At 72.1% G+C, this 26,372-nt stretch carries 24 protein-coding genes; 12 read left to right on the top strand and 12 right to left on the bottom strand.

Annotated elements, in window-relative coordinates; genetic code table 11:
• The first annotated feature begins 135 nt into the window (after positions 1-135).
• Entirely contained in the window at positions 136-1,125 is a 990-nt protein-coding gene (locus tag ACF1CT_RS23425; RefSeq protein ID WP_391785863.1) for a CehA/McbA family metallohydrolase, read from the top strand.
• A gap of 365 nt (positions 1,126-1,490) precedes the next feature.
• Here the strand turns inward: ACF1CT_RS23425 and ACF1CT_RS23420 are convergent, their stop codons facing one another.
• Both ACF1CT_RS23420 and ACF1CT_RS23415 read right to left on the bottom strand, forming a co-directional pair.
• Positions 1,491-2,240, bottom strand: coding sequence for a GNAT family N-acetyltransferase (locus ACF1CT_RS23420; RefSeq protein WP_391785862.1), 750 nt, complete (start codon positions 2,238-2,240; stop codon positions 1,491-1,493).
• Between the two features lie 17 nt (positions 2,241-2,257).
• On the bottom strand, positions 2,258-3,112 hold the full coding sequence (locus tag ACF1CT_RS23415) for a class I SAM-dependent methyltransferase (protein WP_391785861.1): 855 nt from the start codon (positions 3,110-3,112) through the stop codon (positions 2,258-2,260).
• Between the two features lie 167 nt (positions 3,113-3,279).
• On the opposite strand from ACF1CT_RS23415, the gene ACF1CT_RS23410 reads away from it, so the two are divergent.
• Positions 3,280-4,770 carry a N,N-dimethylformamidase beta subunit family domain-containing protein gene (locus ACF1CT_RS23410; protein WP_391785860.1) on the top strand — a complete coding sequence of 497 codons (1,491 nt, stop codon included), beginning with the start codon at positions 3,280-3,282 and terminating at the stop codon, positions 4,768-4,770.
• On the opposite strand, the gene ACF1CT_RS23405 is transcribed toward ACF1CT_RS23410, so the two are convergent.
• Together ACF1CT_RS23405 and ACF1CT_RS23400 are read right to left on the bottom strand one after the other, a co-directional pair.
• Positions 4,697-5,449 (bottom strand): HAD family hydrolase, encoded by a 753-nt coding sequence (locus tag ACF1CT_RS23405; RefSeq protein WP_391785859.1) that lies wholly within the window; start codon positions 5,447-5,449, stop codon positions 4,697-4,699. The genes ACF1CT_RS23410 and ACF1CT_RS23405 overlap by 74 nt on opposite strands.
• Before the next feature lie 10 nt (positions 5,450-5,459).
• Positions 5,460-6,623, bottom strand: coding sequence for a serine/threonine protein kinase (locus tag ACF1CT_RS23400; RefSeq protein WP_391785858.1), 1,164 nt, complete (start codon positions 6,621-6,623; stop codon positions 5,460-5,462).
• A 316-nt stretch (positions 6,624-6,939) separates the two neighbouring features.
• Here ACF1CT_RS23400 and ACF1CT_RS23395 point away from each other — a divergent pair, with 316 nt between their 5' ends.
• From ACF1CT_RS23395 to ACF1CT_RS23380, 4 genes are all read left to right on the top strand, one after another.
• Entirely contained in the window at positions 6,940-8,226 is a 1,287-nt protein-coding gene (locus ACF1CT_RS23395) for an extracellular solute-binding protein (RefSeq protein ID WP_391785857.1), read from the top strand.
• Positions 8,216-9,136, top strand: a complete 921-nt coding sequence (locus tag ACF1CT_RS23390; RefSeq protein ID WP_391785856.1) for a carbohydrate ABC transporter permease — start codon at positions 8,216-8,218, stop codon at positions 9,134-9,136. Before ACF1CT_RS23395 ends, ACF1CT_RS23390 begins: the two co-directional genes overlap by 11 nt.
• Complete coding sequence (locus ACF1CT_RS23385; RefSeq protein ID WP_391785855.1) at positions 9,133-9,984, top strand: carbohydrate ABC transporter permease; 852 nt, start codon at positions 9,133-9,135, stop codon at positions 9,982-9,984. Before ACF1CT_RS23390 ends, ACF1CT_RS23385 begins: the two co-directional genes overlap by 4 nt.
• A 62-nt stretch (positions 9,985-10,046) precedes the next feature.
• Positions 10,047-11,144 carry a radical SAM protein gene (locus ACF1CT_RS23380; RefSeq protein ID WP_391785854.1) on the top strand — a complete coding sequence of 366 codons (1,098 nt, stop codon included), beginning with the start codon at positions 10,047-10,049 and terminating at the stop codon, positions 11,142-11,144.
• A 128-nt stretch (positions 11,145-11,272) separates the two neighbouring features.
• Here ACF1CT_RS23380 and ACF1CT_RS23375 read toward each other — a convergent pair whose 3' ends face one another.
• From ACF1CT_RS23375 to ACF1CT_RS23365, 3 genes are all read right to left on the bottom strand, one after another.
• Positions 11,273-12,289, bottom strand: coding sequence for a mevalonate kinase (locus tag ACF1CT_RS23375; protein WP_391785853.1), 1,017 nt, complete (start codon positions 12,287-12,289; stop codon positions 11,273-11,275).
• Complete coding sequence (locus ACF1CT_RS23370) at positions 12,286-12,780, bottom strand: NUDIX domain-containing protein (protein ID WP_391785852.1); 495 nt, start codon at positions 12,778-12,780, stop codon at positions 12,286-12,288. Before ACF1CT_RS23370 ends, ACF1CT_RS23375 begins: the two co-directional genes overlap by 4 nt.
• Positions 12,781-12,842: 62 nt before the next feature.
• The gene (locus ACF1CT_RS23365; protein WP_391785851.1) at positions 12,843-13,934 is read right to left on the bottom strand and encodes an NAD-dependent epimerase/dehydratase family protein; all 1,092 of its coding nucleotides are present in this window, start codon (positions 13,932-13,934) and stop codon (positions 12,843-12,845) included.
• Between the two features lie 207 nt (positions 13,935-14,141).
• Here ACF1CT_RS23365 and ACF1CT_RS23360 point away from each other — a divergent pair, with 207 nt between their 5' ends.
• Positions 14,142-15,872 (top strand): hypothetical protein, encoded by a 1,731-nt coding sequence (locus tag ACF1CT_RS23360; RefSeq protein WP_391785850.1) that lies wholly within the window; start codon positions 14,142-14,144, stop codon positions 15,870-15,872.
• Between the two features lie 124 nt (positions 15,873-15,996).
• On the opposite strand, the gene ACF1CT_RS23355 is transcribed toward ACF1CT_RS23360, so the two are convergent.
• Positions 15,997-16,623, bottom strand: coding sequence for a dihydrofolate reductase family protein (locus ACF1CT_RS23355; RefSeq protein ID WP_391785849.1), 627 nt, complete (start codon positions 16,621-16,623; stop codon positions 15,997-15,999).
• A gap of 206 nt (positions 16,624-16,829) precedes the next feature.
• Complete coding sequence (allB, locus tag ACF1CT_RS23350; protein ID WP_391785848.1) at positions 16,830-18,173, bottom strand: allantoinase AllB; 1,344 nt, start codon at positions 18,171-18,173, stop codon at positions 16,830-16,832.
• 468 nt (positions 18,174-18,641) lie between these two features.
• Between allB and ACF1CT_RS23345 the strand changes: the two genes are divergently transcribed.
• The gene (locus ACF1CT_RS23345; RefSeq protein WP_391785847.1) at positions 18,642-19,442 is read left to right on the top strand and encodes an IclR family transcriptional regulator; all 801 of its coding nucleotides are present in this window, start codon (positions 18,642-18,644) and stop codon (positions 19,440-19,442) included.
• Positions 19,443-19,524: 82 nt separating this feature from the next.
• Here ACF1CT_RS23345 and ACF1CT_RS23340 read toward each other — a convergent pair whose 3' ends face one another.
• Positions 19,525-20,211 carry an ABC transporter ATP-binding protein gene (locus ACF1CT_RS23340; protein ID WP_391785846.1) on the bottom strand — a complete coding sequence of 229 codons (687 nt, stop codon included), beginning with the start codon at positions 20,209-20,211 and terminating at the stop codon, positions 19,525-19,527.
• Positions 20,208-21,299 carry an ABC transporter permease gene (locus ACF1CT_RS23335; RefSeq protein ID WP_391785845.1) on the bottom strand — a complete coding sequence of 364 codons (1,092 nt, stop codon included), beginning with the start codon at positions 21,297-21,299 and terminating at the stop codon, positions 20,208-20,210. The genes ACF1CT_RS23340 and ACF1CT_RS23335 overlap by 4 nt, the downstream gene beginning before the upstream one ends.
• 110 nt (positions 21,300-21,409) lie before the next feature.
• Here ACF1CT_RS23335 and ACF1CT_RS23330 point away from each other — a divergent pair, with 110 nt between their 5' ends.
• On the top strand, positions 21,410-22,636 hold the full coding sequence (locus tag ACF1CT_RS23330) for a sensor histidine kinase (protein WP_391785844.1): 1,227 nt from the start codon (positions 21,410-21,412) through the stop codon (positions 22,634-22,636).
• A complete protein-coding gene (locus ACF1CT_RS23325) occupies positions 22,633-23,277 on the top strand; it encodes a response regulator (RefSeq protein ID WP_391785843.1) in 645 nt (214 codons plus the stop codon). The genes ACF1CT_RS23330 and ACF1CT_RS23325 overlap by 4 nt, the downstream gene beginning before the upstream one ends.
• Positions 23,278-23,297: 20 nt before the next feature.
• Here ACF1CT_RS23325 and ACF1CT_RS23320 read toward each other — a convergent pair whose 3' ends face one another.
• Complete coding sequence (locus ACF1CT_RS23320; protein ID WP_376242593.1) at positions 23,298-23,600, bottom strand: DUF5955 family protein; 303 nt, start codon at positions 23,598-23,600, stop codon at positions 23,298-23,300.
• Positions 23,601-23,882: 282 nt separating this feature from the next.
• Here ACF1CT_RS23320 and ACF1CT_RS23315 point away from each other — a divergent pair, with 282 nt between their 5' ends.
• Together ACF1CT_RS23315 and aceB are read left to right on the top strand one after the other, a co-directional pair.
• Positions 23,883-24,488, top strand: coding sequence for an NTP transferase domain-containing protein (locus ACF1CT_RS23315; protein ID WP_391785842.1), 606 nt, complete (start codon positions 23,883-23,885; stop codon positions 24,486-24,488).
• Between the two features lie 235 nt (positions 24,489-24,723).
• Positions 24,724-26,343, top strand: coding sequence for a malate synthase A (aceB, locus tag ACF1CT_RS23310; protein WP_391785841.1), 1,620 nt, complete (start codon positions 24,724-24,726; stop codon positions 26,341-26,343).
• The last annotated feature ends 29 nt before the right edge of the window (positions 26,344-26,372 follow it).

The raw sequence follows: 26,372 nt of genomic DNA, 5'->3' as shown, positions 1-26,372 counted from the left end.
GGCGTTGTCCCGCGCCGGACGGTGCTGCCCGCGTCGTGGCGGGATGCCCGGTGCCTGTTCCTCGTGCCGGAGGTGTCACGGAACCGGTTGCTCCGCCCGGACGTCCTGTCCACAGGCCATTGGAGGAGGAGAACCTTGTCGAGTTCGGACTTCCCGCCGGTACGGGCGCGGGGACGCGGGGCGGGCTGGTACCGCGGGGACTGCCATGTCCACTCCGTCCACTCGGACGGAGAGCTCGCTCCCGAAGAGCTGGCGTCGCGGGCACGGCTCGCCGGGCTCGACTTCATCGCGACGACGGAGCACAACTCCGCCGCGGCACCCGGTGTGTGGGCGCAGCTGGCCGCTGACGACTTCCTGATAGTGCTGGGTGAGGAGGTGACCACGAGGACCGGGCACTGGCTTGCGCTCGGCATCGGCCCCGGTCAGGTCGTCGACTGGAACCACCGGGTCGGGGACGGACTGATCGATCGGTGTCTGGATCAGGTCCATCGAGTGGGGGGTCTGTGCGTGGCCGCGCATCCCCACGCGCCCTTTCCGTCGGGCGACTTCATGTTCCCCTTCCGGGGCTTCGACGTGGTGGAGGTGTGGAATGGCCTGTGGGCTTCGGACCGGCCCTGGAACGCCGACAACGAGGTAGCGCTGGCCGAGTGGGACCGGAGCCTCGCTGCCGATGTCCGGACGGGCACCTGGCGGCCGGCGATGGGCAACAGCGACACACATCTGGAGGGCCAGATCGGCGTCCCGCACACCGTGGTCCTGGCCGAGGAGCTGAGTACCCGGGCGGTCCTCGACGGGATCCGCTCGGGCCGAAGCTGGATCGCCGAGTCGGCGCAGGTGCACGTATCGTTCACCCTCGGCGTCGGCGGTCGCGTCGTCGGCGTGGGCGAACAGTTCGCGACTCGCGGTGGGCGGGTCGAGGCGCGGGCAGCGGTGACGGGTGTGCCGTCGGCGGCCGTCAGCTTTCACACCGACCGGGGGAAGGTCCACCATGTGTCGCTTCCCGGCGACGGAGCGGGAGTGGCGCAGTGGCACACGACGGCGGAGGAATCGGCGTTCGTCCGCGTCGAGGTCCGCCGTCCCGACGGGCACGTCGCCGCACTCACCAACCCGATCACCCTGACCTGACCGGTCGCCTCGGCACGATGCGCGCGGCGGCGCGGGCAGATGAGGCCGCAGGCCGGTTGGGGCAGGCCCGGACGAGGGCCGGCGCGCCGTTCGCGGCGGATGCGCAGTCGTCCGATCCGGTGCGGCCACGCGAAGGCGCGCTCGACCTGCCGACGGACCTCACGGAGAACCTGCCGCCGGGGGGGGGCGGGGGAACAGGCTGAGAGGCCGTCGGGTGGCCCTCGGCCGGAAAGCGGACCGGCATGGTGCGTGCGGTTCCAGGGCGCCGGGAAGGCCCGGTGGCGGGGCCACTCGGTCATCCCGGCAGCGCCGGAGGCGCGCGTGCCATGCCGTGTCCGCCCGGTCGGAGGTCACCCGGCAGGTTCTCAGGCGCGGACGGGGTGGGTGATCCACACCCCGGGTTCCCAGTACGCGCCCACGTCCTGTTCCCGGTCGATGTGGAGCGGTGCGAGCCCACCGGGGAAGACGTACTCCCCGGAGTCGGGGAACGCCATGCCCGTCCAGCTCTCCCACTCGGCCACCGTCCCGGTGATCCGCGAGGAGCGCCCGGACGCCGCCGCGACCGTGCCTCCCGCGCCGACCTGGGTGCGGATCCACGGGTCGAACGGGGTTCCGTCCTCGCGGGTCCACGCCGCGTACCGCTCGACCGGCGCGAGGGGGTACCGGTCCTTCCAGGTGGGTCTGACCGGCACCAGGACGGTTCCCAGGCCGGCGCACCGGGCGGTTTCGGTCATCGCGTCGAGCAGGACCTTGGACAGGCCTCTGCCCTGGTGGTCCTCGGCGACCTCGATGCCCAGCGCGCACAGCGCCCCGGGGGCGCGCCCGGCGTCCCGGTCCGCGAAGGCCCGCGCGATCGAGTCGTCCAGGCCCGGTCCGAGATCCGCCGCCGTGCCGTCCCAGCTGCGGGGCAGTGAGCGGCCCGCTCCGGCGATCACCTCGTCCTCGTCGTCGTACAGCAGGAACTGGAACTCGGGGAAGTCCTCGAACAGCCGGTTCCAGTAGTCGCCGTTGATGTCGCCGTGCAGGTTGTACTCGGGCACCACACCGGCGAACCGCTCCGGGATGCGGTCCCACAGCTCGGGCCGTTGTGTGTGCCGTACCAGTGTCAGGGCCATCGGGTCCGGCTCCCTTTCTACGCGGGGACTTCCAGGTCCCAGACGATGACGATCGGCAGTCCGTCCCAGGCGGCGCGGGCCGCGTCCGCGATGTACTCCTCGTATCCGCCGGGCGCGAGCCGTCCGTTGAACAGCGGCTCGTGACAGGCGCGCACCCGCAGGCCGGCCCGCCCGAACGCTTCCAGGTAGCGGCCGGGCAGGTGGACGTGATTGCGGACGAACGCCAGCTCGTCGGAGCCGTTCACGAAGAGGCACTGCCCCTGGAGGGCGATCACGAACGGATGCAGGTCGGTGACGACGATCCGCCCGCCCGGCCTTACCACCCGGGCGAGTTCCGCGGCGCCGGGGACGAGGTCGGGCAGGTGGGTCATGGCGAGCGAGCAGACCGCGAGGTCGACGGAGTCGTCTTCGAGGGGCAGCCGGTCCAGGTTCCCGACCCGGAAGTCGGCCTCCGGCGTGTTCGCCCGGGCCTTGGCCAGCATTTCCGGGGACTGGTCCACACCGATCACGCGGTGTCCCCGCCCGGCGAGCGCCCGGGACTGTCGTCCGGTGCCGCAGGCCGCGTCCAGCGCGACGCCCGGTGCGACGTCGTCAAGGATCGAGGCGACGACCGGCTCCTCCACCTCGATGTAGGAACTGGGCAGCGAGTCGTACACCGCCGACCAGGCCGCGTACCCCGAGGCCACGTCGAGTTCACTGACGGCTGCCCCACCGTCCGGCAACCGCTCCTCCCCCGGCTCCGCGAGAGCGAAGCGGCGGATGTCCGACACCCGTTGCCGCAGAAACGCCTCGTCGCCGTCCACCGCGTGGCGCAACAGCGCGAGCCCCTGGATTCCAAGCACCAACTCCCGTACACGGAATTCGCCGCTCATCTGATCCCCTCACCCATCGGCGGACGGTTTCGCCCCTGCCGGATTCCGCCGTACCCAAGAAGTCCGGAACGAATTCAAGGAAAACCCATCGTGTCCGAAAAAGAGGTTCGAATGGCCGGTTGGGCACACCGTTGTCGTGGCGTCGACGGCTGCCTAGCATGAGCCGCATGATCGAAGGTTATGTCGGCCGTGAAAGCATCGACGTCGGCGGGGAATTGTCCTTGCACATCTCCACCGACTCCCCCCGATTCCGGCTCCGGTTCTACCGGCTCGGCAGGGAACTCGTACCCGTCGGGGAATCCGGTGAGTACTCCGGCGCCCTGCACGCCGCACCGGATCACCCCGACGGAATACCCGGCACGGCCTCGCCCGCCGACGACTGGGGGTGGCCGCCGCTCGGCCTCAGTGTGCCGGAGGAGTGGCAGCCGGGAATCCACGTCGTCGAATTCGTGGAGTGCGGGCCCGGCCGGGCCGGTGACCCGCCGCTGCTGGACATGGAGCATCTCGAAGGGCACGCACGGGAGTTCTTCGTGGTACGCCCGCGCGTCCCGGGCAGCCGTTCCCGCATCCTCTACAAGAAGTCCACCTTCACCCGGCACGCCTACAACCGTGCCGACCGGCCCGGTGCGGAACGGGGCGCGAGCCTGTACGACCATCCGGTGCACCGGGCGGGCGGGGACGGCGAACCACGTGGTCACCGGGTCAGCTTCCACCGGCCGGGCGGTGCCATCGACCTCGCCTACTGGGACGCGCCGTTCGTCGCCTGGCTGGAGCGCCACGGCTATCCGGTCGAGTACTGCACCGACCTCGACCTGCACGAGGATCCGGGCCTGCTCTCCTCGTACGACCTGCTGCTGAGCGTCGGCCACGACGAGTACTGGAGCGGGGCGATGCGCGCCCACGCGGAGGAATTCGTCCGCGGCGGCGGCAACATCGCCTTTCTCAGCGCCAACGCGTGCTGGTGGCGGGTACATCCGTCGGACGACGGCACAGCTTTCGTTTCCGACACCGATCACCACGTCGGCGAGGAATACCCGCACCTTCCCGCAACGGACCAGTGGTGGACACCCGGGCCCGACGGTGCCGGAAGGCCGGAGAACTCGCTCACCGGAGTGAGTTTCCGCAACGGGGGAATGTGGCCCGCCACCGAATGGCCCGGAGACCGGCCCCGCGTCGGATACACGGTGCAACATGCCGACCACTGGGTCTATGAGGGGACGGGGCTGCGCGACGGATCAGGCGGGGAAACCCCCGACCGGCTGGGCGCGGGAACACCTCTCATCGGATATGAATGCGACGGCGCCGCTTTCGCGTACGACAGCGACGAAATCGCCCGCGCCACCGGGGAGGACGGGACTCCGGAGTCGTTCCTCATTCTCGGAATCCACGTCCTCGAACCGGTGCACGAGGATTTCCATCACTTCAAGTGGGGCCACTGGAACGGCCCCGTCCGCGAGCCGTCCATCAGCAGCCCCCGCGCCGCCACCATGGGCCTCTACACCGCCGGTGGCACGGTCTTCACGGCCGGTACCACCGACTGGCCCGTGGTCTGCGGGCACGAGCAGGACCCGGCGGTCGTCCGGGTCACCCGCAACCTCCTGGACCGTCTCCGTCACCGGGCCCCGACGCCCCCGCGAGCAGGCTCCTCAGCCCGGTGATCCGTGCCGCCCCGGCGGGCAGCGGAGGTGCGGCGCCCTCCACCGCCCGGTCGGGGCGGTGCACGTGCACCGCCCGCATTCCGGCGCCGAGCGGGCCGAGTACGTCGGGCACCCACATGTCCCCGACGAACAGGACCTGTCGGGGCGGCAGCGCGCACCGCTCCAGCAGTTCGCGGTAGATCAGCGGATGCGGCTTGCGCGCCCCCGTCCGGGCCGAGCCCACCACCACGTCCACGGCACCGCCGAGCCCCGTCGCCTCGACGCACTCCTCCAGGTTCCAGAACCAGTTGGAGCACACCCCGACGAGGAGCCCGCGTTCCCGCAGCGCGGCCAGGACGTCGAGCACGTCCGGGAAGAGTTCCAGCCGGATGGCCTTCATGGCCCGGTCCAGCTCGTCGACCAGCCCCTCGATCGCCTCCCCGGGCACGCCGCAGGCCCGCGCCCGGCGCCGCAGCCGGTCGCGCTCCCACGCCGTGTACGCGGCCTCGTCGGTGGAGTGCGCGGTGTGCTCCTCGCCCTCGCCGGGCCCCACCGACCACTGGTCGCCCCAGAGTTCGGCCCGGTCCGCGAGGCCCCGGCGGGCGAAGATGCCGTGGTGGTCGGGGGGCAGCGGCTCCACCATCCGCACCAGTGTGCCGTAGAAGTCGAAGACGACCGCGCCGATCCCGTCCACCAGCATCGGCCCGCTCCTAGAATCGCCCGTACCTGCGGGGGAAGTAGTCCTGCAGTTCGCCGTCCCGTTCGATGTCGACGGTCGCGCAGTGCAGCCCGCCGCCGAACGGCCCGACCGCCCGGAACGGCACCGGCACGATCTCGAACCCGTACGCCGACAGCTGCTCCGCGAGCCGTACCTCGTTCTCCTCGATACACAGGGTGTTCTCGTCGAGGTTGAGCATGTTCCCGGCGAGCCACGGGCTGCAGAAGGACAGCTTCGGCGGATGGTCCCAGCTTGCCGGTTGGACGGCCTCCACGATCTCCCAGTCGTTGAGCTTGAAGAACTCCATCAGCTCGGCGTCGGCGAGCCGTTCCCCGCAGTGCAGCACGAGCCCGGGCCGCAACGGCACCCAGGTCGCGTCGATGTGCAGCGGGTGGGTGTTGGTCGAGGTCACCGCGTGCACCCGGTGGTCGGGGAAGTGGCGCCGCAGCCAGTCGTACCCGCTCCTGTTGGTGACGAACGAGAGCTGGACGAACAGGTCCTTGCCGAAGCGGGCGACGTCGGCGGCGTCGAAGAGGGGCTCGGCCTCGGTGAGAACCAGGTCGTAGTCACGGACCCGGGCGAGCTGCACGTCGGTCGGCAGGTCGTTGTACGTGTCCCAGAACCCGGTCCGGTACGAGGCGTCCGTGAGACGCGGTTTGGGGGCGGCCTCCCAGCGCATCCGGTCGTCGGAGTCGAAGAGGTCCTGGAGCACCGGCCGGTAGCACAGGTACTCGAACCAGCGGCTGCGGTAGGACATGGTCGCTTCGAGGACCTCGTTGCCGACCGTCAGGAGCAGGTCCCGGGGCGGCATGCAGCCGAACATCGAGTCGTGGGTCCACTCGGGGGTGCCCACCTGCTGGGTGAAGTCGACGGGGGCGGGCCGGTCCACGCGGATGCCGCGCCGGCGCAGCATGGCGGCGAAGTCGTCGAGCTGCTGCTCGGCCTCGGCGACCATGTCGGCCGGCATCGGGCCGTGCGTACCCAGCGGGAAGCCGTCGTCGGGGTAGTCCCTGCGCACCGCGTGTTCGGGGGCCTGCACCACGGTGCCCTCCGCGCGGCCGACGATCACATGGCGCAGCGGGTCCCAGCCGTTCCAGGCATTGACCCGCACCGGGCGGGCGGGGGTGTCGGGTCCGGTCGTCCTCTGCTCGCTCACCGTGCAAACCCTTCGGTCGGGAGTGGCGGGAGTGCCGCCGGGGGCAAACCTGCGTCACCGATCCGTCACCGTCAAGAGTCACCGGGTCACTCATCGTCGTGATCACGTCAGTGTGGCTTGAGTGCGTCGTGCGCGTTCCGGTGCCGAACGGCATTCCTGCAGCGCAATGGTCCATACCAACTTTCGGGCGGGATTGCGCACCGCTGTCTTCCGGCCGAAATCCCCTCGCCTCGCGCGGGGTCGCGATCAGCTGGGTAGGGAGAGGTGCGGTCACACCGACCCCATACGCCCCGACAATCCCGCACGGAGGAATCCGATGGCACTACGCATGCCCGGCCGGTCCCTGGTCCTGGGAGCTCTCCTCCTGCTCACGGCGGCGGGGTGCGGCTCCGGCGGCACCGACGCCCCCGGTGAGGGGGGCAAGCTGACGGTGTGGCTGGCGGTCGACGCCAAGGAGAGCTGGCCGAAGCTGGTCGCCTCCGCCAACAGCCGGTTCGCGAAGGAGCACCCGGGGGTGAGGGTCGACGTCCAGTACCAGCAGTGGACGACGAAGAACCAGAAGCTCGACGCGGTCCTCGCCGGGCGGAACGTGCCCGACGTGGTGGAGATGGGCAACAGCGAGACCACCAACTACATCGTCAACGACACCTTCGCCCCGCTGGACCCGAAGGACTTCGAGCATTCCGGGGAATGGCTGCCGGCGCTCGCCGACGCCTGCCGTCACGACGGCCGGACCTACTGTGTGCCCTACTACGCGGGCGCGCGGGTCGGCGTCTACCGCACCGACTACTTCCAGCAGGCCGGCATCGCCCGGGCCCCGCGCACCTTTCCCGAACTGGTCGCCGATCTCGACCGGCTGAAGGCGAAGTTCGGCGCCGCGGACCCCTCGTTCTCGGCGTCCTACATGCCCGGTCGCTACTGGTCCGCCGCCATGGCCTTCGTCAAGGACGCCGAGGGCGAGATGGCGGTCGAGGAGGAGGGCCGCTGGCACGGCGCCCTCTCCTCGCCGAAGTCCATCGCCGGGCTCACGACCTGGAAGAAGCTCCTCGACGACTACTACGTCGGGGACCGGGCCAAGGACAACGGCGACCAGCCGGCCGTCGTCGGGCAGGGCAAGGTCGGCGTCTTCTACGGCAACACCTGGGAGGCCCAGGCCGCCACCGACCCGACGTCCGGCGGAAACCCCTCCCTGAAGGGGAAGTTCGCCACCTTCGCCTTCCCCGGCCCGTCCGGGAAGCTGCTTCCCCCGTTCCTCGGCGGAAGCACCCTGGCCGTGCCCGCCAAATCGGCGAACAAGGACCTCGCCACCGACTGGATCCGCGTGTTCACCGACGAGAAGTCCCAGCAGCAGCTGATCGCCGCCAACACCCTGCCCAACAACACCATCCAGCTCACCGAGGTGGCCGCCGACGGTGTCAACGGCCCGGCGGCCCAGGCCGCCACCCGCGGCTGGGTCACGCCCCTCGCCCCCGGCTGGACGTCGGTGGAGAAGTCCAACGTCCTGCCCGAGATGCTGGAACGTATCGCCACCGGCAAGGCGTCCGTGCGGGACGCCGCACGGGAGGCGGACCGCCGGATCGACGCCGTGATCAATGAACGCTGAACCGGTCCCGGTCAGACGCCGGCTGCGCCCCCTGCTGCCCTACCTGCTGATCTCGCCGACGCTGCTGGCACTTCTGGTGGTCCTCGGCTATCCGCTGTTCGACATGACGACCCTGTCCTTCCAGGACATGACCCGCAGAGAGCTGTTCAGTGGTGCGGCACCGCCCTGGGCCGGGTTGCGGCAGTTCCGGACGATCCTCGGCGACGAGTTCTTCTGGACGGTGGTGGCCCGCACCGTGCTGTTCACCGTCGTCTGCGTGACCCTGACCATGGTGCTCGGTCTGTTCACCGCCCTGCTGATGCGGCGGGCGGCGCCGTGGGTGCGGGCGTTGCTCGCCTGCATGCTCGTCGCCGTGTGGGCGATGCCGGTGATGGTGGCGGCGGCGGTCTTCCGCTGGCTCTTCGACGCGGACTACGGAGTGGTCAACTGGCTGCTGTCACAGCTGCCCGGTGTCGACCTCGCCCGGCACAACTGGTTCACCGACCCGTGGCAGGGCTTCGCCGTGATCACCGCGGTCGTCGTCTGGGGCGCGCTGCCGTTCGCCGCCATCACCCTTCAGGCGGCGCTCGCCCAGATCCCCCCGGAGCTGGAGGAGGCGGCCCTCATCGACGGCGCGCGCCCGTCCCAGATCTTCCGTCACATCACCTTCCCCGTCGTCAAGCCGGTGTTCGTGGTGGTCACCACCCTGATGGCCATCTGGGACTTCGGCGTCTTCAACCAGGTCTGGCTGATGCGCGGCGGCCAGCCCGAGCGTGAGTACTACCTGCTCGGTGTGTACTCCTTCATCGAGTCGTTCGCCGTCAACCGCTACAGCACCGGTGCGGCCATCGCCGTGGTCACCGTCGTCCTGTTGCTCGTCGGGGCCGTGGTCTACCTGCGGCAGATGCTGAGGCTGGGAGAGACCGAATGAGACCAGGACGACGACAGAGAACCCCGGTGGGACGGGGCGGGCGCCGCCACGACGTCCTCGGTGTGGTCGTGGCCGCCGTCATCGGATTCCCCGTCTACTGGATGGTCCTCACCGCGTTCCGGCCGGCGAGCGAGATCCTCAGTCTGCCGCCCGAGTTCTGGCCCCGGCATCCCACGCTCGCCAACTTCACGCGGGCGATGAGCTCGGACACCTTCTGGCCCAACGTCCGCTCCAGTGTCGTCATCGGCGTCGGCACCGTCCTCGCCTCGCTGCTGGTCGGCACCCTCGCCGCGTTCGCCCTCGCCCGCTTCCGCTTCGCCGGCCGCAAGGCGTTCGTCGTGGTGATCCTCACGGTCCAGATGATCCCCCTGGCGGCCCTCATCATCCCCGTCTACCTGCTGCTGAACGAAGTGGGGCTCACCGACAGCCTCGCCGGGGTCATCCTCACCTACCTCGTTTTCACCCTGCCGTTCACGGTGTGGATGCTGCGCGGCTTCGTCGCCGCCATCCCGGTGGAACTGGAGGAGGCGGCGATGGTCGACGGCTGCGGGAGGCTCGGCGCGTTCGTCCGCGTCGTGCTGCCGCTGCTCGCCCCCGGTCTGGTGGCCACCTCGGTCTTCGCGATGGTGCAGGCGTGGAACGAGTACGTCCTCGTCTATGTCCTGCTGTCCACACCGGAGAAACAGACCCTCAGCATCTGGCTGGTCTCCTTCCAGACCAGCTTCGGCACCGACTACGGCGGGCTGATGGCCGGAGCCACGCTCACCGCCCTGCCCGTAGTGGTCTTCTTCCTTGTGCTCCAGCGCAAGATCGCCGCGGGGCTGTCCTCCGGCGCGGTCAAGGGCTGAGCCCCGACCCGCACCCGGACGGCCCGCCCGCGACACCCTGTCCCCCGTGGAGGAGAACACCCGTGACGCACGACCGCCTCGACCTCGTCTCCAAGCTGTACCAGCCCTCCGGCTGGCCCCGGGTCCTTGAGGCCGCCACCGGTGCGCCCTCGCGTGCCCCGCTCGTCGTGGATCTCGACCCGACCACGTTCTGCGACCTCGCCTGCCCCGAGTGCATCAGCGGAAAGCTCCTCAACCAGGGCCGGTTCACCCCGGAACGGCTCGGCGCGCTCGCCGAGGAACTCGTCGCCCTGTCGGTGCGGGCCGTTGTCCTCATCGGCGGCGGGGAGCCCCTCGCCCACCGGGGCACCCGCCGGGTCTTACGCATACTCGGCGAGGCCGGCCTGGCCGTCGGAGTCGTCACCAACGGCACGATGATCAGGCAGAGCCTCCCCGAGCTGGCCCAGTACGCCACCTGGGTCCGGGTCTCCGTCGACGCGGGCACCGCCGGGACGTACGGGGTGTTCCGCCCCGACCGCAAGGGCCGCAGCGTCTTCGACAAGGTGATCGGCAACATGCGGCTGCTCGCCGCCGAGAAGAAGGGAGCCCTCGGCTACTCCTTCCTGGTGATGTCACGCCGGGAGCCCGACGGCCGTACCGTCACCAACCACCACGAGGTGCTGCAGGCGGCCGAACTCGCCCACGACATCGGCTGCGACTACTTCGAGACCAAAGCCATGTTCGACGACGACCACCACATCGTGCAGGTCCCCGAGGGGATGCTGGAATCCGTCGACCGCCAGCTCGCCGGGGCCGCCGGTCTGGAGAGCGACAGTTTCCAACTCGTCAACTCCTCCACCCTCACCTCCCTGCGCAGCCACACGGGCCCCATCCAGCCCAAGGACTACCACCGCTGCCGTGTCGCCGAGCTCCGCACGCTCATCACCCCGTCCGGGGTGTACGTGTGCTCCTACCACCGGGGCAACCCGCTCGCCCGGATCGGCGACGCCGTGACGGACGATCTCGCCGACATCTGGAAGGACTCGGACCGGGGCATCATCGACCCGAGCCGTGACTGCAGGTTCCACTGCGCGCGTCACCGTTCCAACCTGGAACTTGAACACATCGACCGGAAGGGCGGCGAGGCGCCGCTCGCGCAGGACTACGACCCGTTCATCTGACACACCGGCGGGCCGCGTCCGCCTGCCGTCGCACAAGGGCGTCCGGCGCCTCCCCCGTTCCCGGGAACGGGGGAGGCGCCGGACGCCGTCGTGGTGCGGCGGTCCGCCGTGGCGGACCGCCGGGCACGCTACGGTGAGGCAGGCTGCCGCTCCCCTCCCCGTACCGGGCCCGCCGTCGGCGCCGACGGCACCGGATCGACGACGCGCCTCGCCGGCGCGGCCGGAGCGGGTATGACCCCGACCTGCGCGTGGGAGGCGCTCAGCGCCCGCCTCAGCCGCTCCACCGTCCCCTCCACCGTCTCGGCCGGGCAGACGCCCACCATGGCCCCGCCCCCGCCGGCCCCGCTGAGTTTCAGCGGCAGGCCGACGGCACGCGACGCGAGGCCCCTGAGTTCCTCCAGGAACGGTGTCGACATCCGCTGGTGGTCCCGCATGGCCTCGTGGGCACGGGTCATCGCGGTCGTGAGCCCCACCAGGTCACGGCCGCGCAACGCCTCCCACACCCGCTCCGACGCCTCGTCCGCCGCCGCCCGGTAGGCGGCGAGCGCGGGGTCGCCGGACGCGAGCTGCGCACGCACGTCACGGATGTGGTGCCTGGTGTCCTTGCGGGTGCCGGAGTCCACGACGACGACCCGCCACTCGTCCGGGAACTCCAGCCGCTCCCGCACGGCCGGAAGCCCGCGCTCGCGGCCTTCGAGGAGCAGCGCACCGCCCTCGACGACCGCGAGGTGGTCCATGCCGCCGCCGTTGAAGACGGCGAACTCGAACTCGTACGCCCACCGGGCGATCGTGTCGTCGTCGACGTGCCGACCGGTGAGCGACGGGTGCGTGAACGCCCGGAACAGCGCCACGATCCGGGCCGTGGACGAGGAGAGGCCGCTCGCCGAGGGCGCCCGGCTGGACACGGTGACGGCGGGCGGACGCGGACCGAGGCCCGGCAGCCGCTCGTGCAGGAACGCCCACACCTCCCGGGACCAGCCGTCCGCCGCCCGCCGGTCCGGGGCGGGGCCGGGACGGATCTCCGCGGTCGTCGTCAGGGCGAGCGCGACGCTGACCGAACGGCCGCCGCCGAGCCAGTCCAGGTCCTCGCCGGACAGACAGGCCCGGCAGGGCACCACCGCGCGTATCGGATGTGTGGGGATCACCGGGCCTGGAACCTTCCCTCCGAGCGGAACCTCTCGTACATGGACAGCACCACGGCCGTCGGCGGGTGCAGGGGCCGCGGCGGGGCGTCGAGCGGCGCGAACACGGCTCGGCGCACCTCGTCGGCGCCCGGGGCCAACTCCCCCGACCAGCGGTGGGCGACGAAACAGAGCGCGAAGCAGTGCGTGACGTCGCCGTTCGGGTAGGTCAGGGTGTGCACCCGCGGATCGGACAGCGAACCGAACGCCACCAGGTCCTCCCGCTCCAGCCGCAGGCCGGTCTCCTCGGCCGTCTCCCGCACGGCGGCGTCCAGGAAGTCACCGCCCTCCTCGCAGGCGCCGGCCGGAAGCTCCCAGACCCCGGTGTCCGCACGCTGCTGGAACAGCCCGCGGCCCCCGGCGTCGAGCAGCAGCACCTGCGCGCCGGGCACCAGCAGGCTCCTGGAGCCGACCTTCTGGCGCAGCGACCAGATGTACGAACCGGTGTAACTCATGCCGTGCGTCTCTCCTCCGTCGCCGTACCCGCGTGCCACGGGCCGGTCCGGTGCGGTGGCTCTCACTCCTCGTCCGTCTCGTCGGCCAGCCAGCGCGGCATGGCGTCCGGCGTGGCGAGCAGCCATCGCACATACCGGTCCACACCTTCTCGGACGTCGATGCCGGCCTGCCAGCGCAGCAGTTCCCTGGCGCGTTCGGTCGAGGCGTAGCCGCCGAGCGGGTCCCCCTCGGGGCGCGGGGTGACGATCCGCCGTGCCCCGGGGAAGTACGGGGCGATCAGGTCGGCGACCTCGCGGACCGACGTGGGGACGCCGGTACCGATGTTGACGGTTTGCGCGGCCATCTGCTCCTCGGTCAGCGCGAGCGCGGTGGCCTCGGCGATGTCGTCCACGTGGACGAGGTCACGGACCTGTACGCCGCCGCCGTTGAGCCGCATCGGACGGCCGAGGCGGGCCTGGAGGGAGAGCCAGGGAACCATCCAGGAGTGGCTGCCCGGCTTGGGGATCTGGGGCTCGCCGTAGACGGAGAAGTAGCGCACCACCGCGTACTCGGTGCCGCTGGAGGCGTTCAGCATCAGCCTCGTCTGGTGCTCCGCCCAGAGCTTGGAGTTGGCGTACACGGACACCGGGAAGAGCGGCTGGTCCTCGTGGAAGACCTGCGGCCCCCCGTCGGTGGGTACGCCGTCGCCGTACACGGAGGCGGACGAGACGAGCACGAGTCGGCGCACCGGGTGGCGGGCGGCCTGCTCCAGGACGACCTGGGTGCCCTCGACGTTGGCGCGGAAGGCGATGTCGGGCCGCCTGGTGCAGGCGGCGACATCCGCGTAGGCCGCGGCGTGGACCACGAAGTCGGCCTCGCGCAGCAGGGCGCCGACGGTGTCGGCGTCGCGCACGTCGCCGACGACCAGCCGGGCGTCGCTGCGTGCCACGCCGAAGATCTCGTGGGCGTGCTCGGGGTAGGCGTCCATCCGGTCGAGAACGGTGACGGTGGCGCCGGATCTCCGCAGCACCGCGACGAGCCTGCTGCCGACGAGGCCGCCGCCTCCGGTCACGACCACACGGGCGTCGCGGAGCTTGTCGAGCCGGGAGCGGACGGTCTCCCCGGTGACATCAACCGTGGCGTCTGCGGCGGACATGCTGGGTAACGCGGGCATGGAAGCCCCTTTCCGGTATCGGGGAAGGAGGCACGCGGTCCACGGACCCGGCGTGCCGGGCCCCAGCATTCATGCGCCCGTCGCCCGGCTGCCAGAGTGCCATTTCGGCACTCTTGCGGCGTGCCCAAGCCCCCCGTACTGTCCGGGACCGGTCGATGGAAACGGGCTTCGGACCGGTGCTCGGCACGGCCGGAACAGGGAGGACATATGACACGTCAACGACTCAGCGCGGTGGTCATGACCCATCCGAGACGCCGCGCGGCGGCCGAGAAACTGGCGCTGAGCGCCCCTGCGGGCCTCGTACGGGTCGTCATGGACCCCGACCCCACCGGCACCCCCTCGGTCCTGCGGACCGCGCTCGCCGCGTGGTCGTCGATCGAGGACGGGGCCACACATCAACTGGTGATTCAGGACGACATGACGTTGTCCGAAACCTTCTTCGACCGGGTGCGGTCCGCGATCGAGGAACTGCCCGACGCGGCACTCGCGTTGTTCGCGCTCTGGGACTCCCGCAACGGGGCGGCCGTGCGCTGGGGAGCGATGGCCGGCGCCCGCTGGGTCGGCGCCGTCAACGAGTACTTCCCGTGCGTGGCCATCGTGCTCCCCCGCCCGGTCGCCGAGGGGTTCGTCGCGTACGGCCGGTCCCGGCTCGGCGGCTGGCCCGACGACATCCTGATGCACCGCTACTTACGCGACACCGGTGTGCCCCGTTATGTCGCCGTTCCCAATCTCGCCGAGCACCAGGACCACGGCTCCCTCTCCGGAAACGCCTTCCGCGGCCCGCGCCGTTCGGTCTGCTTCCTGCCGGACGACGTGCCGGAGGAGGAGGGCCGGACGCTCGCGGCTCCGGCCGTGCTGCCGTTCTTCAAGCACGGTGTCGCCCAGTGCGCGGTCCGCGTCCCGGGCCCCGGGCCGGAACGCCGTCTGCACCTGGACACCGAGCAGTACCTGCGCGGCGCCGGACTGCCCGGCTCGCTCCTCCGCCCGCCCGGCGCCGGAGCGGCCGGGGCCGACCTGCGCGGTACCTGGCTGACCGCCCTGGCCATGGGCTTCGAGGCGTCCCGCACCGGACTGGCCGTGCCCTGCGGACCATCGGGGGCGTACGCGGAATCGGTGGCCACGATCGGCACCGGCGGCATCAGCAACACCAGCACCGACGAACACCTCGCACAGCGCCGCGACCCCCTGGCCCGGATGGCGCACCGGGCGCTCGACGCCGGACGGGAAGCCGCCGCGCACCGCCCGCGTCCACGCCCCCGGCGACAGGACGGCCTCGTCTGGCGGGCGGCGGCGAACCCCCTCGGCGAGCACCTCTCCCGCAGACTGGCCGACCTGCGGGAGCGTTCCGACGCCGTGGTCGACCTGACACGTGTCCGGAGCACCGAACCGGTGGTCGTGATCCGCCCGCACGACGACCCCGTCCCCTACACGCTGAGCGTGGGAGAGGTCTACGGACCCGGCTGCTCGCGCCACACACCGATCGGCCGCATGGTGTGGGACGCGCTGCGCAGCCGGCCCGTGACCGTCGCGGGTCCCCCTGACGCGGAGGTCCACCCGCTCCACGTCAACGATCTCGCCGACGCGGTCGCGGCGATTCTGCGCACCAGGCCGGCCGCTCACGACCTCACTGCCGCGACCGGTGCGCCGTGCACGGCGGCCGAACTGGCGCAGGCCGTGCACACCGCGGTGCGGCCGGTACCGGTACGGGCGGTCGCGGAGGAGACTCCCGGGTGGCGCGCTCCGGCCGACGGCGCCGAACGGCCCCCCGGCTGGGCTCCCTCCACGGACCTGCCCCGGGGGCTGCACACCTTCGCCCAGTGGCTCGCCTACGAAGGGGTACTTCTCGAACCGGGCCCGCCGCCCCCGGACGAGCCCGCGCCCCGGCCGGTGCCGGACCGTGGCGCGCGGCGCCCCCCGCACGGCGGCGACGGCCGGTAGCGCTGTGCCCGGCGCCCGTCCGGGCGCCGGGCACGCGCCTCCCCGCCCCCGTTCCTGCGCGCGACGCCGTGCGGCGGACGACCGCCGGGGTCCGCCGCCTCGCGGACGGCGGTCCGGACGGTGTTCAGGCGTCGAGGGCGACGGACCCGAATCGCGCCGGGCCGGCGGGCCGGTAGGTCTGGATCGAGATGCCGCGCGCGGTGGTGCGCGAGGCGGTGAGTTCGAAGGCGGTGGGCAGGCCGCCGTCCGGGAGGAGCCGGCGGCCCCGGCCGAGCACGACCGGATGGACGAGGAGGGTGTACTCGTCGATCAGGTCGTGCTCCATCAGGGACCGGGCGAGGTCGCCGCTGCCGTGGATCTGGAGTTCGCCGCCCTCGGTCCGCTCCTTGATCCGCGCGATCTCCGCCGGGACGTCGGTGGTGACGACGGTCGTGTCGTGCCATCCCGGCTTCCCGAGCGTGGTCGAGACGACGTACTTGGGACGGGTGTTGAGGGGGCCTGCGATGGGGTCGTCGGGGTCGGTCACCCCGGGCCAGTACGCGGCGAAGATGTCGTAGGTGCGGCGGCCCAGCAGGAAGGCCGCGGAGCGGTCGAAGACCTCGGACATGAACCGCCCCATGTCCTCGTCCACGAACGGCACCTGCCAACCGCCGTACGCGAACCCGTCGCGGGTGTCCTCCTCCGGGGCTCCGGGGGCCTGCATCACGCCGTCGAGGGTGAGGAAGGTGGTGAGGGTCAGTTTCGCGGCCATGACGCCACTCCTGGTCGTGGTCCCGGGGCCCGATCCGGGTCCGGGAAACGGTGGTTTCCCCCTTCCGACCCCGCCGCCGCCCGGAACTCATCGGTCCGGCGGGCACGTGTTCTCCCGTCCCGGCACGCGTGACGGGACATCCCGAACATATCGGGCCCGCGGCGCCGGTGTTCACGTCATCCGCGCGGCGGACCGCCCCGTCGCGGTCAGCGGTTCCTCTCCAGGAGGCGGCCGGTGGGTGCGGTGAAGACGCCGTTCGCCGCGATCCGCACGCCGCGCAGCCAGGTCGACCGCACGACGCCGTACAGGGTGCGGCCCGCGTAGGCGGTGACCTGGTTGCGGTGGAGGAGTTCGGCGGGGTCGACGGTGAACGTCTCGTCGGGGGCGAGGACGGCGAAGTCGGCGTCGCGTCCGGGCTCGATGGCGCCCTTGCCGGTCAGCCCGGCGAGGGCGGCGGGGGCGGTGGACATCCAGCGGGCCACGTCGTCGAGCGAGTGGCCGCGCGCGCGGGCCCGGGTCCAGACGGCGGGCAGGCCCAGCTGGAGGGAGGAGATGCCGCCCCAGGCCGAGGCGAAGTCCGGGGTCTTGAGGTCGGCGGTGCACGGCGAGTGGTCGGACACGACGCAGTCGATCGTCCCGTCGGCCAGCCCGGCCCACAGCGCGTCCTGGTTGGCGGCCTCCCGGATCGGCGGGCAGCACTTGAACTCCGTGGCGCCGTCCGGGACCTCCTCGGCGGTGAGCGCGAGGAAGTGCGGACAGGTCTCGACGGTGATCCGCACCCCGTCGCGCCGGGCGGCGGCGATCGTCGGCAGCGCGTCGGCGGAGGACAGGTGCAGGATGTGGACGCGGGCGTTCAGCCGCCTCGCGTGCGCGATGAGCCCCTCGATGGCGGTGTTCTCGGCGTCGCGGGGCCGCGAGGCGAGGAAGTCGGCATAGGCGGGACCGCCGCGCCGCGGGGCCGAGGCCAGATGGCGCGGGTCCTCGGCGTGCACGATCAGCAGGCCGTCGAAGCCTGCGATCTCCGCCATGGACCGGGCAAGTTGCTCCTGGTCCAGTTCCGGGAACTCGTCGACGCCGGAGGGCGAGAGGAAGCACTTGAAACCGAACACGCCGGCTTCGTGCAGCGGTCGCAGGTCCTTCGCGTTGGAAGGGACGGCACCACCCCAGAAACCGGTGTCGATGTGCGCCCGGGGTGCCGCCACCCGCTGCTTGGTGCGCAGGTGGTCGACGGTGGTGGTCGGCGGGACGGCGTTGAGCGGCATGTCGATGAGGGTGGTGATGCCGCCCGCCGCGGCGGCTCGGGTGGCGGTGCGAAACCCCTCCCACTCGGTGCGGCCCGGGTCGTTCACATGCACGTGGGTGTCGACGAGCCCGGGCAGCAGGACGTCGTCGCCGAGGTCCTCCGACCGGGCGCCGGCCGGGACCCCGCCGTCGTACGGCAGAACGGCGTCGATGCGCCCGTCGGCGACGGCGACCGCCGCCGGACGCGTCCCGTCGGGGGTGACGACGCGCGTCGAGCGCAGTACCAGATTCACGTCCGCACCGGACACCCGTGCTCCTCACTTCGGACTCGGCCGTGGCCGGGCCGCCGCCGGGCCGGATGCCGGCCGGATCCGGCGGAGCTCCGGACACCGCCCGTCGTCTCCGGACCGTCGCCGGGCCGTCGAGAAATTCAACGAACTGTTGAAGGAGTCTTCACTCGCGCCACCGCCCCGTCAAGACCTCGTCCGCCCGTCGCCCGTCCGGTCCGCCCGCGCGGCGGGCGGACGGTGGATGAACACGCCCCCGGCTGGAGGATTCCACAAATCGGAATACAATTTTCGAAACATGGAACGTACCATGGCACCAGCGCGGCCTCGGAGAGCTGCCCGGCCGGGCACCGACACCGGGACAAACAGGCTCTGACCGGCCAGGACGCCGGAGCCGGAGCGGTGGGCCGATCGGGAACAGCCCGGTAGGCTGCGGGGTGCCTCGCCGGGTGAGGCACCCGCTCCTCACGCCTCGAAAGGACCGTTGACGTGCCGCCGTCCCACGCCAGCACATCCGACTCCAAGCCCGCCTCCTCCAGCGGCGGTGTGCAGTCCCTTGAGCGCGCCTTCGATCTGCTGGAGCGGATGGCGGACGCCGGGGGCGAGGTCGGACTGAGCGAGCTCTCCGCGAGCAGCGGGCTGCCGCTGCCGACCATCCACCGGCTGATGCGCACGCTGGTGCAGTGCGGCTACGTGCGCCAGCAGCCGAACCGGCGCTACGCGCTCGGGCCCCGGCTGATCCGGCTCGGCGAGTCCGCGTCCCGGCTGCTCGGGACCTGGGCCCGCCCGTACCTCGCGCGGCTGGTCGACGAGACCGGGGAGACCGCGAACATGGCTCTCCTGGACGGTGACGAGGTCGTGTACGTGGCCCAGGTGCCGTCCAAGCACTCGATGCGCATGTTCACCGAGGTCGGCCGACGGGTGCTTCCGCACTCCACGGGGGTCGGCAAGGCACTGCTCGCGCACACCTCGCCGGAGGAGGTGCGGGCGCTGCTGGCCCGGACCGGGATGCCCGCCGCCACCGAGAAGACCATCACTTCCCCCGACGGTTTCCTGGAGGCGCTGGAGCAGGTCCGCCGGGCCGGCTACGCGGTGGACGACAACGAGCAGGAGATCGGTGTGCGCTGCCTGGCGGTGCCCGTCCCCGACTCCCCCACCGCCGCCGCGATCTCGATCTCGGGTCCGGCGGGCCGGGTCACGGACGCGGCGACGGAGCGCATCGTTCCGATCCTCCAGCAGGCGGCGAAGGAACTGTCCGACGCCCTGGCCGGCAGCGGCTCCGCGGGCTGAGACCGGCCGGACAGCCCATGCGCGAAGTCACGCGCGGGTTGTCCGGCCGCGTCCCGCGCCGGCCGGCGGCCCGGCCCACCCCTCAGAGCCTTTCGGGTGCCGGGGCCGTCAGCCGGCCGTCGTGCATGGTGACGGTCCGGTCCGCGCGGTCCAGATGGGTCCGGTCGTGCGTGACCAGTACCGTCGCCGTCGACCGCTGCCGGGTGAGTGCGACCAGCAGGTCGAGCACCGCGGCCCCGCGTTCGTGGTCGAGCGCGCTTGTCGGTTCGTCGACGAGGAGCACCCCCGGTTCGTTCATCAGGGCCCGCGCGATGTTGACGCGCTGGCGCTGGCCGCCCGACAACTGATGGGGACGGCGGCCCGCCTTGTCCACGAGACCGACCGCGTCCAGGAGTTCCATCGCCCGGTCGCGGGCACCGCGCACGGATCCGCCCGACAGATGGGTCATCACCTGGAGCTGCTCGGCCGCGGTGAGGGACGGCAGCAGATTGGGCTGCTGGAAGACGATGCCGACGCGGTCGCGGCGCAGCACCGCCTTCTGCGCGGGGCCGAGGTCCGTGGTGTCGGTTCCGTCGACGACGATCCGGCCCGTGTCGGGGGTGACCAGGGTGGCGGCCACCGCCAGGAGGCTGGACTTGCCGGAGCCGGACGGCCCGACGACGGCGGTGAGCGAACCGGCGGGCACGTCCAGGGAGACCCGGTCCAGAGCGGTGAGCCGGTCGTCGCCGTCGGGGTAGGTGAGGGTGACGTCGGTGAGGGTGAGGGTCATCGGGCACTCCCGAGTGCGGTGAGCGGGTCGACGGCGGTGATCCGCCGGATGGACAGGGCCGCCCCGACCGCGCCGAGGACGATCATGACGGCGGCGGGGACCAGCACGGTCGCCGCGTCGAGGACGAACGGCACCGCGCCACCGCTGATCAGCGCGCCGATGCCGGAGGCGAGCAGCGTGCCCGCCCCCGTGCCGAGGGCCAGCATCACGACGGCCTGCCCGAGCGCGTCCCGCAACAGGTAGCCGGTGGAGGCGCCGAGCGCCTTGAGGACGGCGACGTCGCCGCTGCGCTGGATGGTCCAGACGGTGAAGAAGGCGCCGATGACCAGGGCGGAGATGGCGAAGAGGAAGCCCCGCATCAACTGGAGGGAGCCGTTCTCGGCCTGGTAGGAGCCGATGGCGGTGAGGGAGTCGGCCAGGGTGAGGGTGCTGGTGCCGGCGGCTCTGTCCCCGGCGGCCAGGTCGGCCCCGCCCGTGGTGGTCAGCGCGATCACGGTGGCGTGCCGTTCCCGGGCGGCGCCGTCGCCCCCGAGGCGCTGCCAGTCGTCGAGCGAGGTCCACACGACCGGTGTGTGGCTGTACGAGGCGTCGCCGGCGACCGCCGCGACGGCGAACTCGGCGGGGCCGAGCCGCAGCCGGTCCCCGGCCCCGGCGCCCAGGTCCTCGGCGGCCTGTTCGGACAGCACCACCTTCCCCGGGCCGACCCGGGCACCCGCCGGTGCCAGGCCGCCGTCCGGCTCGATCCCGAACGCGGACACCGCGGACGTGCGCCTGCCCTCCCCGGCGGCGGCGTCGAGGGTGCGGATGCCGAGCGGCTCCGCCCGGCTCACCCCGGGCCGCCCCGCCCAGCTCCGCCAGGCGCTCTCCTCGACATTCGAATCGGTGAAGGACACCGAGCGGCCGTCGGGCGGGGCGGCGAACGCCAGACGGTCGGCGTCCAGCCCCGTGACGGCCGAGGTGTTCTCCCTGGCCAGACCGGCCGTGAGGCCGGACAGCAGACCGACGAGCAGCGTGATCAGCACCACGACGGTGCCCATGAGCGCGAACCGGCCCTTGGCGAACCGGAGATCTCTCCATGCGACGAACATGCCTCCAGCCTCCGGGCACCGGCGGTCCGCGGCATCGCTCGCCGGTGTGCTTCGACATCAACCTTTCGATTGACCGGGTGCGAGCACGGCCCGTCTACGCTGGACGAATCATGGATTCCCGCACCCACCCCCCGGTCACCACCGCGCTGCGGCTGTGCCTGCACGCCCTGCTGGTGGGACTGCTCGCGCTGGTGGTGGTGCGGGCGATCGGTGACGGCTCCCCGCGTGCGAGCGCGATCGTCGTGGCCGGCTGCGCGATGGCCGCCCTGTACGCGGCGGGCGCCCTCGCCCCGGCCGTACAGCCGCGGGGCCGCGCCGCCGCCGTGTGGCTGGCCCTGCTGGGCGCCATGTGGCTGGTGCTGCTGGTGCTGTCGCCCGACGCCCTGTGGGTGGCCTTCCCCCTCTACTTCCTCCAGTTGCATCTGCTGCCGACGCGTGCGGCCCTGCCCGCCGTCGCGGTCACCGCCTGCGCCGCCATCGCCTGTTTCGTGCTCCACGGCCAGGCCGTCACACCGGGCACGTTCATCGGGCCGCTGCTCGGCGCGGCGGTCGCCGTGGCGACGGTCCTCGGCTACGAGGCGCTGTTCCGGGAGAGCGAACGGCGGCGGGCGCTGATCGAGGAGCTGGTGGCGACCCGCGCGGAGCTGGCCGAGGCGGAGCGCTCGGCGGGCACGCTCGCCGAGCGGGAACGGCTGGCCCGCGAGATCCACGACACCCTGGCACAGGGCCTGTCCAGCATCCAGCTGCTGCTGCGGGCCGCCGAGCGCACCCTGCCCGCCGACGCCCCCGCCACCGCGCACGTCCGCCGGGCCCGGGAGGCGGCGCAGGACAACCTCGCCGAGGCCCGCCGCTTCGTGCGTGCGCTGTCGCCGCCGGACCTGGAGAGCGGCTCGCTGGCGGCCGCCCTGGAACGTCTGTCGTCCCGCACCACGTCCCCCGGCCTCGCGGTGCAGTTCGCGGTGAGCGGTTCCCCGGTGGAGCTGCCGACCCCGTACGAGGTGGCGCTGCTGCGCACCGCCCAGTCGGCACTTGCCAACACGGTGCGGCACGCCGGGGCGCGACGTGCGGAGATCACCCTCAGTTTCATGGACACGTCGGTGTCGCTGGACGTCGTCGACGACGGGTGCGGCTTCGTTCCCGGAAGCGGGGCGAGTGCGGCGGAGGGCGGGTCCGGCGGCTTCGGGCTGCCCGCGATGCGTTCCCGGGCGCGGGCGCTCGGCGGCACGCTCAGCGTCGAGTCGGCACCGGGGCAGGGCACCGCCGTCGCTCTCACCCTTCCCCTTCCGCTCACCGACGGACGGCCCGCCGACGGGCCACCGGGACAGGAGGCCGCATGACCGCGCCCGCCCCCGACCCCATCCGGCTGCTGCTCGCCGACGACCATCCGGTGGTACGGGCGGGGCTGCGGGCCGTGCTCGACGCCGAGGACGATTTCCTGGTGGTCGACGAGGCCGCCACCGCGGAACGGGCCGTGGCACTCGCCGCGACCGGCGGGTTCGACGTCGTCCTCATGGACCTGCAGTTCGGCTCCGGCATGCACGGTTCGCAGGCCACCGCGGCCATCACGGCACGGCCGGACGCTCCCCGGGTGCTGATCCTCACCACGTACGACTCGGACGCGGACATCCTGGCGGCGGTGGAGGCGGGCGCCGCCGGGTACCTGCTGAAGGACGCCCCGCCGGAGGAGCTGGCGGCGGCGGTGCGCACGGCCGCCGCCGGGCGGTCGGCGCTGGCCCCGTCCGTGGCCCACCGGCTGATGGACCGGATGCGCACCCCGGCGCACGCGCTGACCAAACGGGAGCTCGAAGTGCTCCAGCTGGTCGGCGAGGGGTTGTCGAACCTCCAGATCAGCAAGCGGCTCTTCCTCAGCCAGGCGACCGTGAAGTCCCATCTTGTGCACATCTACGCCAAGCTGGGCGTGGACTCCCGCACCTCGGCGGTCGCCGCGGCCACGGCACGCCGGCTGATCCGCCGCTGAACCGGCCGCCCGACGGGCGTTCAGCCGCGCGGCGGCTCGCCGAACAGGTCCACGGCGACGCGTACGTCCCTGAGCGCGGCGGCCAGCGCGCTGACCGAGCCGATCGCCCCCGCGATCAGCAGCAGCGAACGACGCAGGCGCGGGATCTCGGGCACACCGCCGACCGCCATCGCGTCGAGGGCCGCCAGCTCGTCCTCCGCGATCCCCCGGTCGGGGAACTCCGCCGGATGGCCCGCCAGCTCCCGGCGGAGTCGGGAGACCGCCGTGCGCAGCTCCGTCACCCTCGGGTCCTCACCACTGCTCGTCACCCGCGTCTGCCCCATGCTTCGCAACAAAGCAATCCCCCTCGCACATTCGTGTGCCAGCGTTCCGACCGGGTCCCGGAACGCAGTCAAGTGTCCGGGAGTGACCGCAAGTTAACGCTATGAAAGGTGTCGTGCGCCACTCCGCGGACAGAATTCGAGGGGTCCCGTACGAGTGATCCGCGAGTCGCCCCGTGGACCCCGGCGCCCCAGGTCATCACCCTCTCCCCCGCCGCTCCCCGTGTCCCTCCCCGCCCCGTCGCCCGCGTGCGCGGCGAGGCGTGTCCGGGGTATGCAGTCCGCATGAATCGAACAACTCGGGGCCCGGTGGTCGTCGGCCTGCTGCTCGCCGCGGGCGGTGGGCGGCGGCTCGGCGGACGGCCCAAGGCCCTTCTCGAACACCGCGGCCGGCCGTTGGTGGAGCACGCGGCGCGGGTCCTGCGTGACGGCGGCTGCGACCGTGTCCATGTGGTGCTGGGCGCCGCCGCCGAGGAGGTTCGGGCCCGCGCGGGACTCGCCGGGTGCACGGTGACCGTCAACCCCGGGTGGACGGAGGGCATGGGCTCGTCGCTGCGGGCGGGGCTCGGCGCACTCACCGGTACGGACGCGGACGCGGCGCTGGTGCTCCTGGTCGACCAGCCCGGCATCGGCCCGGAGGCGGTGGCGCGGGTGCGGGCCGCGTGCCGTTCCCGCAACGCCCTCGCCGCCGCCTCGTACGACGGCGAGCGCGGCCATCCGGTGCTGTTCGGGGCCGAACGGTGGGCGGACGTCGTGGCGGGCGCGGTGGGCGACCGGGGCGCCCGGGAGTATCTGCGTGCGCGCCGCGACGCGCTCACGCTCGTCGAGTGTTCCGACGTGGCCCGGGCGTACGACATCGACCTGCCGGAGGACCTGAGGCACCTCGGCTGAGCGACCCGGCACGCCGTGCCGGTACGGCGCCGCTTCTGTCGACCCTGAGATTCTCGACATCAACAAACCATTGAACTTCCACCATGAGGAAACTAGTATCCACTGTTCAGAAGCCTCTGCACCCCCGGACGGCGTTCGCACCCGTCTCCCGGCGCCCCGGCACGCCGTGCCGTTCCGGCCGGGCCCGGCGGCCGTGGGGCGCCGTCCGCACCGCTCGTTGAAGGAGTGACAGCTCATGTCCGCACCAGCGCCGTCCCCGCTGGCCATCGTCGACGCCGAACCGCTGCCCCGGCAGGACGAGGTCCTCACCGACGCGGCCCTCGCGTTCGTGGCCGAGCTGCACCGCCGGTTCACGCCCCGCCGTGACGAACTGCTCGCCCGCCGCGCCGAGCGCCGCGCCGAGATCGCCCGTACGTCCACGCTGGACTTCCTGCCCGAGACGGCGGCGATCCGCGCGGACGACTCCTGGCGGGTCGCGCCGGCCCCGGCCGCGCTGAACGACCGCCGGGTGGAGATCACCGGTCCGACCGACCGCAAGATGACCATCAACGCCCTCAACTCGGGGGCGCGGGTCTGGCTCGCCGACTTCGAGGACGCCTCCGCCCCCACCTGGGAGAACGTCGTCCTCGGCCAGCTCAATCTGATCGACGCCTACACCCGTGCCATCGACTTCACGGACCCGCGGTCCGGCAAGTCGTACGCGCTGAGGCCCGACGACGAACTCGCCACGGTCGTCACCCGTCCGCGCGGCTGGCACCTGAACGAGCGCCATCTGCGGCTCGACGGCACCGAGGTGCCCGGGGCACTCGTCGACTTCGGCCTCTACTTCTTCCACAACGCCCAGCGCCTCCTCGACCTCGGCAAGGGGCCGTACTTCTACCTGCCGAAGACGGAGTCGCACCTGGAGGCACGCCTCTGGAACGACGTCTTCGTCTTCGCCCAGGACTACGTCGGCATCCCGCGGGGCACGGTCCGCGCGACCGTCCTCATCGAGACGATCACCGCCGCCTACGAGATGGAGGAGATCCTCTACGAACTGCGCGAGCACGCCTCCGGACTGAACGCGGGACGCTGGGACTACCTGTTCTCGATCGTCAAGAACTTCCGCGACGGCGGAGCCAAGTTCGTCCTCCCGGACCGCAACGCGGTGACGATGACCGCCCCGTTCATGCGCGCCTACACCGAACTCCTGGTCCGCACCTGCCACAAGCGCGGCGCGCACGCGATCGGCGGCATGGCGGCGTTCATCCCCTCCCGCCGCGACGCCGAGGTCAACAAGGCCGCCTTCGAGAAGGTCAAGGCCGACAAGGACCGCGAGGCCCACGACGGCTTCGACGGCTCCTGGGTCGCCCACCCCGACCTGGTCCCGATCGCCATGGCCTCCTTCGACGCGGTCCTCGGCGAGCGGCCGAACCAGAAGGAACGCCTGCGCGAGGACGTCGCGGTGGCCGCGGGCGACCTGATCGCCGTCGACACCCTGGACGCCAGGCCCACGTACGAGGGGCTGCGCAACGCCGTCGCGGTCGGCATCCGCTACATCGAGGCGTGGCTGCGCGGCCTCGGCGCGGTCGCCATCTTCAACCTGATGGAGGACGCGGCCACCGCGGAGATCTCGCGCTCGCAGATCTGGCAGTGGATCAACGCGGGCGTGGTCTTCGAGAACGGCGTGACCGCGACGGCGGACCTGGCCCGTACGGTCGCCGCCGAGGAACTCGCCGCGATCCGCGCGGAGACCGGTGACGAGGCGTTCGCCTCCGGTCAGTGGCAGCAGGCCCACGACCTGCTGCTCCAGGTCTCCCTGGACGAGGACTACGCGGATTTCCTGACGCTGCCCGCCTACGAGCGGCTGCGCTGAGCCGCGCGACCGTACCGCCCCGGGGCCGG

Source organism: Streptomyces sp. NPDC014734 (genome assembly GCF_043083325.1).
Taxonomy (GTDB): Bacteria; Actinomycetota; Actinomycetes; order Streptomycetales; family Streptomycetaceae; genus Streptomyces.
The sequence above is the reverse complement of the archived record's forward strand: the minus strand, read 5'-3'. Positions and strand labels throughout refer to the sequence as shown.

Coding starts and splice junctions, on each gene's coding strand:
- ACF1CT_RS23420 (WP_391785862.1), bottom strand. CDS start 2,240: ATGGCCCTGACACTGGTACGGCACACACAACGGCCCGAGCTGTGGGAC.
- ACF1CT_RS23415 (WP_391785861.1), bottom strand. CDS start 3,112: ATGAGCGGCGAATTCCGTGTACGGGAGTTGGTGCTTGGAATCCAGGGG.
- ACF1CT_RS23410 (WP_391785860.1), top strand. CDS start 3,280: ATGATCGAAGGTTATGTCGGCCGTGAAAGCATCGACGTCGGCGGGGAA.
- ACF1CT_RS23405 (WP_391785859.1), bottom strand. CDS start 5,449: ATGCTGGTGGACGGGATCGGCGCGGTCGTCTTCGACTTCTACGGCACA.
- ACF1CT_RS23395 (WP_391785857.1), top strand. CDS start 6,940: ATGGCACTACGCATGCCCGGCCGGTCCCTGGTCCTGGGAGCTCTCCTC.
- ACF1CT_RS23390 (WP_391785856.1), top strand. CDS start 8,216: ATGAACGCTGAACCGGTCCCGGTCAGACGCCGGCTGCGCCCCCTGCTG.
- ACF1CT_RS23385 (WP_391785855.1), top strand. CDS start 9,133: ATGAGACCAGGACGACGACAGAGAACCCCGGTGGGACGGGGCGGGCGC.
- ACF1CT_RS23370 (WP_391785852.1), bottom strand. CDS start 12,780: ATGAGTTACACCGGTTCGTACATCTGGTCGCTGCGCCAGAAGGTCGGC.
- ACF1CT_RS23365 (WP_391785851.1), bottom strand. CDS start 13,934: ATGCCCGCGTTACCCAGCATGTCCGCCGCAGACGCCACGGTTGATGTC.
- ACF1CT_RS23360 (WP_391785850.1), top strand. CDS start 14,142: ATGACACGTCAACGACTCAGCGCGGTGGTCATGACCCATCCGAGACGC.
- ACF1CT_RS23355 (WP_391785849.1), bottom strand. CDS start 16,623: ATGGCCGCGAAACTGACCCTCACCACCTTCCTCACCCTCGACGGCGTG.
- ACF1CT_RS23340 (WP_391785846.1), bottom strand. CDS start 20,211: ATGACCCTCACCCTCACCGACGTCACCCTCACCTACCCCGACGGCGAC.
- ACF1CT_RS23335 (WP_391785845.1), bottom strand. CDS start 21,299: ATGTTCGTCGCATGGAGAGATCTCCGGTTCGCCAAGGGCCGGTTCGCG.
- ACF1CT_RS23330 (WP_391785844.1), top strand. CDS start 21,410: ATGGATTCCCGCACCCACCCCCCGGTCACCACCGCGCTGCGGCTGTGC.
- ACF1CT_RS23325 (WP_391785843.1), top strand. CDS start 22,633: ATGACCGCGCCCGCCCCCGACCCCATCCGGCTGCTGCTCGCCGACGAC.
- ACF1CT_RS23320 (WP_376242593.1), bottom strand. CDS start 23,600: ATGGGGCAGACGCGGGTGACGAGCAGTGGTGAGGACCCGAGGGTGACG.
- ACF1CT_RS23315 (WP_391785842.1), top strand. CDS start 23,883: ATGAATCGAACAACTCGGGGCCCGGTGGTCGTCGGCCTGCTGCTCGCC.
- aceB (WP_391785841.1), top strand. CDS start 24,724: ATGTCCGCACCAGCGCCGTCCCCGCTGGCCATCGTCGACGCCGAACCG.